5 protein-coding genes are annotated in these 5,516 nt (G+C 31.0%); 4 read left to right on the forward strand and 1 reads right to left on the reverse strand.

Features of this window, described 5'->3' with window-relative positions; all coding sequences use genetic code 11:
* On the reverse strand, positions 1–287 hold a 287-nt coding region (locus tag ACKTTQ_RS09260), incomplete at its 3' end, for a helix-turn-helix domain-containing protein (RefSeq protein ID WP_408049044.1).
* Positions 288–428: 141 nt separating this feature from the next.
* Here ACKTTQ_RS09260 and ACKTTQ_RS09265 point away from each other — a divergent pair.
* From ACKTTQ_RS09265 to ACKTTQ_RS09280, 4 genes are all read left to right on the forward strand, one after another.
* Positions 429–1,952, forward strand: coding sequence for a hypothetical protein (locus ACKTTQ_RS09265; RefSeq protein ID WP_408049045.1), 1,524 nt, complete (start codon positions 429–431; stop codon positions 1,950–1,952).
* Between the two features lie 91 nt (positions 1,953–2,043).
* Positions 2,044–2,964, forward strand: a complete 921-nt coding sequence (locus ACKTTQ_RS09270) for a tyrosine-type recombinase/integrase (RefSeq protein ID WP_408049046.1) — start codon at positions 2,044–2,046, stop codon at positions 2,962–2,964.
* Positions 2,961–3,848 carry a tyrosine-type recombinase/integrase gene (locus ACKTTQ_RS09275; RefSeq protein ID WP_408049047.1) on the forward strand — a complete coding sequence of 296 codons (888 nt, stop codon included), beginning with the start codon at positions 2,961–2,963 and terminating at the stop codon, positions 3,846–3,848. The genes ACKTTQ_RS09270 and ACKTTQ_RS09275 overlap by 4 nt, the downstream gene beginning before the upstream one ends.
* Positions 3,849–4,852: 1,004 nt before the next feature.
* Positions 4,853–5,044, forward strand: coding sequence for a hypothetical protein (locus ACKTTQ_RS09280; RefSeq protein WP_408049048.1), 192 nt, complete (start codon positions 4,853–4,855; stop codon positions 5,042–5,044).
* The last annotated feature ends 472 nt before the right edge of the window (positions 5,045–5,516 follow it).

Consider the following 5,516-nt stretch of genomic DNA (forward strand, 5'->3'; position numbering starts at 1 on the left):
TCAAAAATATACTTTTTCTTCTCTTCCGATAAATTAGAAATATCTTCAATACGCTGTAAAACTTCTTTATCCTTTACCAAAACAGAAGTGTCGCCAGCAAGAAAATCAAGAGAAACATTAAGAGCTTGTGCAAGGTTTTTGGCAATGTCAATCGATGGTGTACGCTCGTTACGTTCGTATCTTCCAATAATAGCAGAAGACGTACCAATCATAGAAGCTAAATCTTCACGTTTGATATTCTTTTCTGTTCTAATATTTTTTAATCTATTACCAAAAGTTGTACTCATAATGTATCAATAGTTACCGTTCTGTAAGGGGTTAAGCAAAAATATAGTAACAAACTGTAAAAAACAAATCCAAAAGTATTGTTTATAAATAACAGATTGTTTACTTTTGTTACCAAAGTGTAATAAAAAAATATTTTACAAATGTTGAATACTTCCAATCCAAACAACTACGAGTACGTTACAAATCACTTATTAATAGATATACTTGGAGGTATTAGATTAAACCATTTAGACAGATTACGAGTAACTATAAGCATACAGAAAGTTAAAGCTAATGAGAAGTTACGACACAACTTAGATTTATATAACGATAACCAAGTAGAGAAGTTAGTTAGAAATACCGCAGAACGTTTAGAAATAGGTACAAGCATCGTTAGACGAATCTTACAAGAGTTAACGAACGAGTTAGAAAGTTATAGAATACTACAACTAGAAAAAGAAAAGTCTAACGAAATTACAATAAAAGAGCTTACCACAGGAGAAAAGAAAGAAGCTATTAACTTTTTAAAAAACGGGAAATTGCTATCCTTAACAAATAAGTGCATCGGCAAAAGTGGCGTAATCGGAGAAGAAACAAACCGCTTGCTGATGTATCTCATTTTTACAAGTCGTAAAGCTAATAATCCGTTACACTGTATCAGTTTAGGAAGTAGCGGAGCAGGAAAAACACATTTACAAAGCAAGGTATCAGAACTCATACCACAAGAAGATAAAGTAGAAATAACGGTATTAAGTGAAAATGCTTTTTACTACTTTAATCGTACAGAATTACAAAACAAACTCATCTTAATAGAAGATTTAGACGGAGCAGAATCTGTGTTATACCCACTTCGAGAATTACAAACCAAAAGAAGAATTACAAAAACCGTAGTTCATAAAGATACACGAGGAAATACAAAAACCATACACTTAACTGTAGAAGGTCCAGTATCTGTATCGGGTTGCACAACTAAAGAACAAGTTTACGAGGATAATAGTAATAGAAGCTTCTTATTATACATTGATGAAAGTGCAGAACAAGACGAGCGTATCATGGAGTATCAACGTAAAATAAGTGCAGGAAAAGTAAATATAGAAGAAGAATTAAAAGCAAAGGAACTATTACAAAATGTACAGCGCGTATTATCATCTGTTGCGATTCGCAACCCCTATGCAGAAGCATTAAAAATACCTAATGAAGTTTTTAAACCACGAAGAACCAATGCGCACTATTTACAATTTATAGAAGCAGTAACTTTTTATCATCAATACCAAAGAGAGAAACAATACGACAAGCAAACTGGCGAAGAATATATAGAAACTACTATCGAAGATATACAAGAGGCTAATAAGTTATTAAGCGAAATATTACTTAGAAAATCGGATACCATAAGCGGAGCGTGTAGAAACTATTTTGAAGTATTAAAAGCACATTTACAAAAAGAACATCAAACTACATTTAGTAATAAACAAATCAGTTTTATGTTACGAATCCCTTTGTCTACAGTAAAAAGGTATCACTTACAACTTATCAATACACAAAGAATCCAGTTAAGAGAAAAGGATAAAACAGGTAGACATTTATACGAAATCACAGATTATAAAGAATACCAAGAACTAAAGAAAACGATTGTAACAGTATTAGATGAAGCAGTTGCAAAGCTCAACGGCTCAATAGAAGCTTAGTTATAAAGTGAGCCACTAAATACATTAACAATCAACTTCTTATCTGCAAAGCTCACTAAAACTAAAAACAAGTAATACCCTATAAAAAATTATGAAGCAATTACAACTACATAATGAAAGTTATAAAACGCTATTATCATCATTTACAGAATGGTTAGATATATTAGGCTACGCAGAAACAACCTTGTATTATTTACCAAATCATTTAAAAGAGTTCCTTTATTGGTTAGAGTCTCACGGACATACCGAACTAAAAACAGTTACTACACAAACCATCAAAGAGTATTATCAAGATTTACGATTACGTCCTAATCAAACAAGAGGTGGGAGTTTAAGTAAAGCGTATTTAAATAAGCATCAACAAGCATTAAAGAAGTTTAAAGAGTATTTACAAAAACATAATTACAAAGACTTTAGAATACATCTAAAAACAGAGAAAAGTAACACGCAAGAAAAGCTAAATATCTTAACACAACAAGAAATAAAAGAATTGTTTACAGCTACAAATTACAGTCATCATAAAACAAGTTTCAAATTAAGAGACAAAGCCATATTAGTAATAGTGTATAGTTGTGGATTACGTAGAAATGAAGCAGTACATTTAGATGTTAGCGATATTTATTTTGATAAAGAACGTGTCTTTGTTAGAAAAGGTAAAAACTATAAGCAACGTTTTGTTCCTGTAAATAGTTACAATCTAAAAATATTGGAAGATTATATGTATGAAGCTCGTCCACAGCTCAATATTTATAATAACACAGAAGCTTTATTTATTAGCAAGCAAGGAAAACGAATGCAAGGACAAAGTTTATTAAACAGACTAAAAGCGATTATAAAAATCACAGAAAATAAAGTATTACAAGAAAAGAATATTACACTTCACACATTACGACACTCTATCGCAACACATCTACTGCAACAAGAAGTAAGCATAGAAATTATAAGTAAATTTTTAGGACATAGTAGTTTAGAAAGCACACAGATATACACACATTTAGTCAAAGAGTTATGAGCAATTATAAAGAATATTTAGAAAAGGAATCTTATAGTATTACAACCATAAAAAGCTATTTAATAGAAGTAGAAAAGTTTACAAAATGGTGTACAAAAAGAAAAACAACGCCAACAGAAATAGATTATAAAAGCTTATTGGAATATCCTAAATATCTAACAAAAAAAGGAAACAGTAAAAAGACTATCAATCATAAATTAGGAACTCTAAAAAGCTACTTTAATTATTTAATCAAAGAAAATTATCGAGCAGATAATCCGGCAGAAAGTATTGTTATTAAAGGCGTAAAAAGAAAGCTTCATTATAATTTATTAGAACCCGAAGAATTAGAAGATTTATATTACAGTTTTGAAAGCGACAATGTCGCAGATAAGTATCACAAACTTTGTGCTAAAAGAAATAAAGTAATCGTTGGTTTAATGGTATATCAAGGTTTAAATACAAATACATTAATCCGTTTAAAACTAGAGCACATAGAAGTTTATAAAGGGAAAATACAAATACCAAGTACTACAAGAACAAACGCAAGAGAATTAGAGTTAAAACCTTGGCAAGTCATAGAATTATTAGAATATATTAAAGAAGTTAGAGAAGAAATAATAAGACGTAAGAAAATAGAAAGTGAACGTTTATTTATACCGAACAACGCAAGATTAGGAAATACAATACAACATATTTTAAAGAAGCTAAAAAAGGTAAATCACAAAGTATTTAATCATTATCAAATAAGAGCATCGGTAATTACTAACTGGACAAAGCAACACAATTTAAGAAAGGTTCAATATTTATCAGGACATCGTTATATAAGTTCTACAGAACAGTATTTACAAGATGATTTAGAGAGTATGCAAGAAGTTATAAATATGCATCATCCGATAAGTTAGAAAGCTTCGCTACGTTGCTTGCTAAAAACCAATCAGTACGTAAAACCCCACACAAAACAAAACCCAGTTTTTTGCCGAAAAAGGCAAAAATCCTCTGTCTTTTATTTTGTTCCGCTATCCACCGCGCTTGTTGCAAAGGGCAATCCTCCGCACAAGTAGTATTTTAAACGTTTGGTGTTCCAACAGCATCAGCCCCACAAGCCTAGAAAAAAGTTAGCCACAAAAAGGTGGACAAACTTTTTACTATTCTTGCTTCCATACACCGCACCTTTAAAAACCTACACCACCGCTCAAAGCCCTTTCCAACCCCAAGCAATCTTTACATAATAGTAGTTATAATACTCTTGCGTAAACTCCAGGTAGGTTATAACTGCTATTATGTAAAATTGCCTCTTCCCTTGGTCTCCCGATGGTCGGACTTAATGCAGTTGGAAACCAACGCCACCGCACCGAATTTGCATAAAAAAGACTTCACAAAAAGCCGTCAAGCAAAAAAGCTTGTCTTACTTCTTTGCTTGTTTTTTTACACAACTCGCCCAATACTAAAGATATTATTGGCTTGGCAAAACATAACGGTTCTGTCGAAAATTTTACGCTAGCTACTATAAACACTGAAAACAAGCCATTTTAAAAACATAGGATTACCAGCTACGCCACCAACCTCTAAATCCTATGTTTTTAAAACGTTTTATAAGGGGGGAATAATTAATACACAAGACATAGTGTCTTAAACTTAAAAACACTTCAAAGTAATTTTGCACTAGTAAACAGCCGTTTATAATCGTTGAAACCCTTATGGAAGTGAAATCAAAAAAAAACAGTAGATAAAGTGATAAAAAGACGAATTTTTTTTGTCCTACCAAAAAAGAATTAGCTGTAATACCTTGCGAGCAAAGGGATAAAGAAAGTGTCCTTTTATTTTTTAAATGTATTGCATACACTTGAAGAAAAGGATTAAACAAAACTATTTATAGGATATATAACAAGTAAAGAATATTATAAAAATGGAAATGATAATAGCAATTATATGTATGACTTTTTTAGTGGTTCTGGTGGCTTATTGGATAATGCCAATTGAAAAAATGAAGGCAGTAAATAAAGAGCTGAAATCACTATTACAAATCCTCCCTATCAGTCAAATGATAAAATTTTATAATAGAACTAAAATAAAAGTAAAAACCGATGATGAGCCATAATCAAGCGTTTTAAAAAATAACGGAACAGAGGTGGATAAATGCGGATGAGTTTCGTTGTTTTTTAAAATGAAAACTACACGAGTTTAATTGAGTTTTTTTGAGGTAGAAAAGAGGTGTTTTTTAAGTACTTGAAAATGGGGTCTTATATAACATCCCTTGCCAAGTTCCGATACCGCAACTTTTTTAAGGTTAAAACACATAAAGTCAGTGTATTAACTGTAAATGTTAAAATATTATTTCTTAAAACAACTAAACACTTGTTTATCAATAACTTAGTTAAAGTAGTAAAAAAGTATAAAAAGACTGTTTTTGAATGATGAAAATGATATAAAAACAACGCTGAAAAGTAGTTTTTTTATATATTTACGTGGATTAATGAAGTAGGACGTTCTTAATAAAAAAATTGTTGGAGAAGTTGGTGGAGATAAGGCAACCGTGCTGAAAAAAATCGCGTAAGCTTGTAACCTTTTGG

It is taken from the genome of Tenacibaculum halocynthiae, from assembly GCF_964512825.1.
Classification (GTDB): Bacteria; Bacteroidota; Bacteroidia; order Flavobacteriales; family Flavobacteriaceae; genus Polaribacter; species Polaribacter halocynthiae.

Coding starts and splice junctions, on each gene's coding strand:
- ACKTTQ_RS09270 (WP_408049046.1), top strand. CDS start 2,044: ATGAAGCAATTACAACTACATAATGAAAGTTATAAAACGCTATTATCA.
- ACKTTQ_RS09280 (WP_408049048.1), top strand. CDS start 4,853: ATGGAAATGATAATAGCAATTATATGTATGACTTTTTTAGTGGTTCTG.
- ACKTTQ_RS09265 (WP_408049045.1), top strand. CDS start 429: ATGTTGAATACTTCCAATCCAAACAACTACGAGTACGTTACAAATCAC.
- ACKTTQ_RS09275 (WP_408049047.1), top strand. CDS start 2,961: ATGAGCAATTATAAAGAATATTTAGAAAAGGAATCTTATAGTATTACA.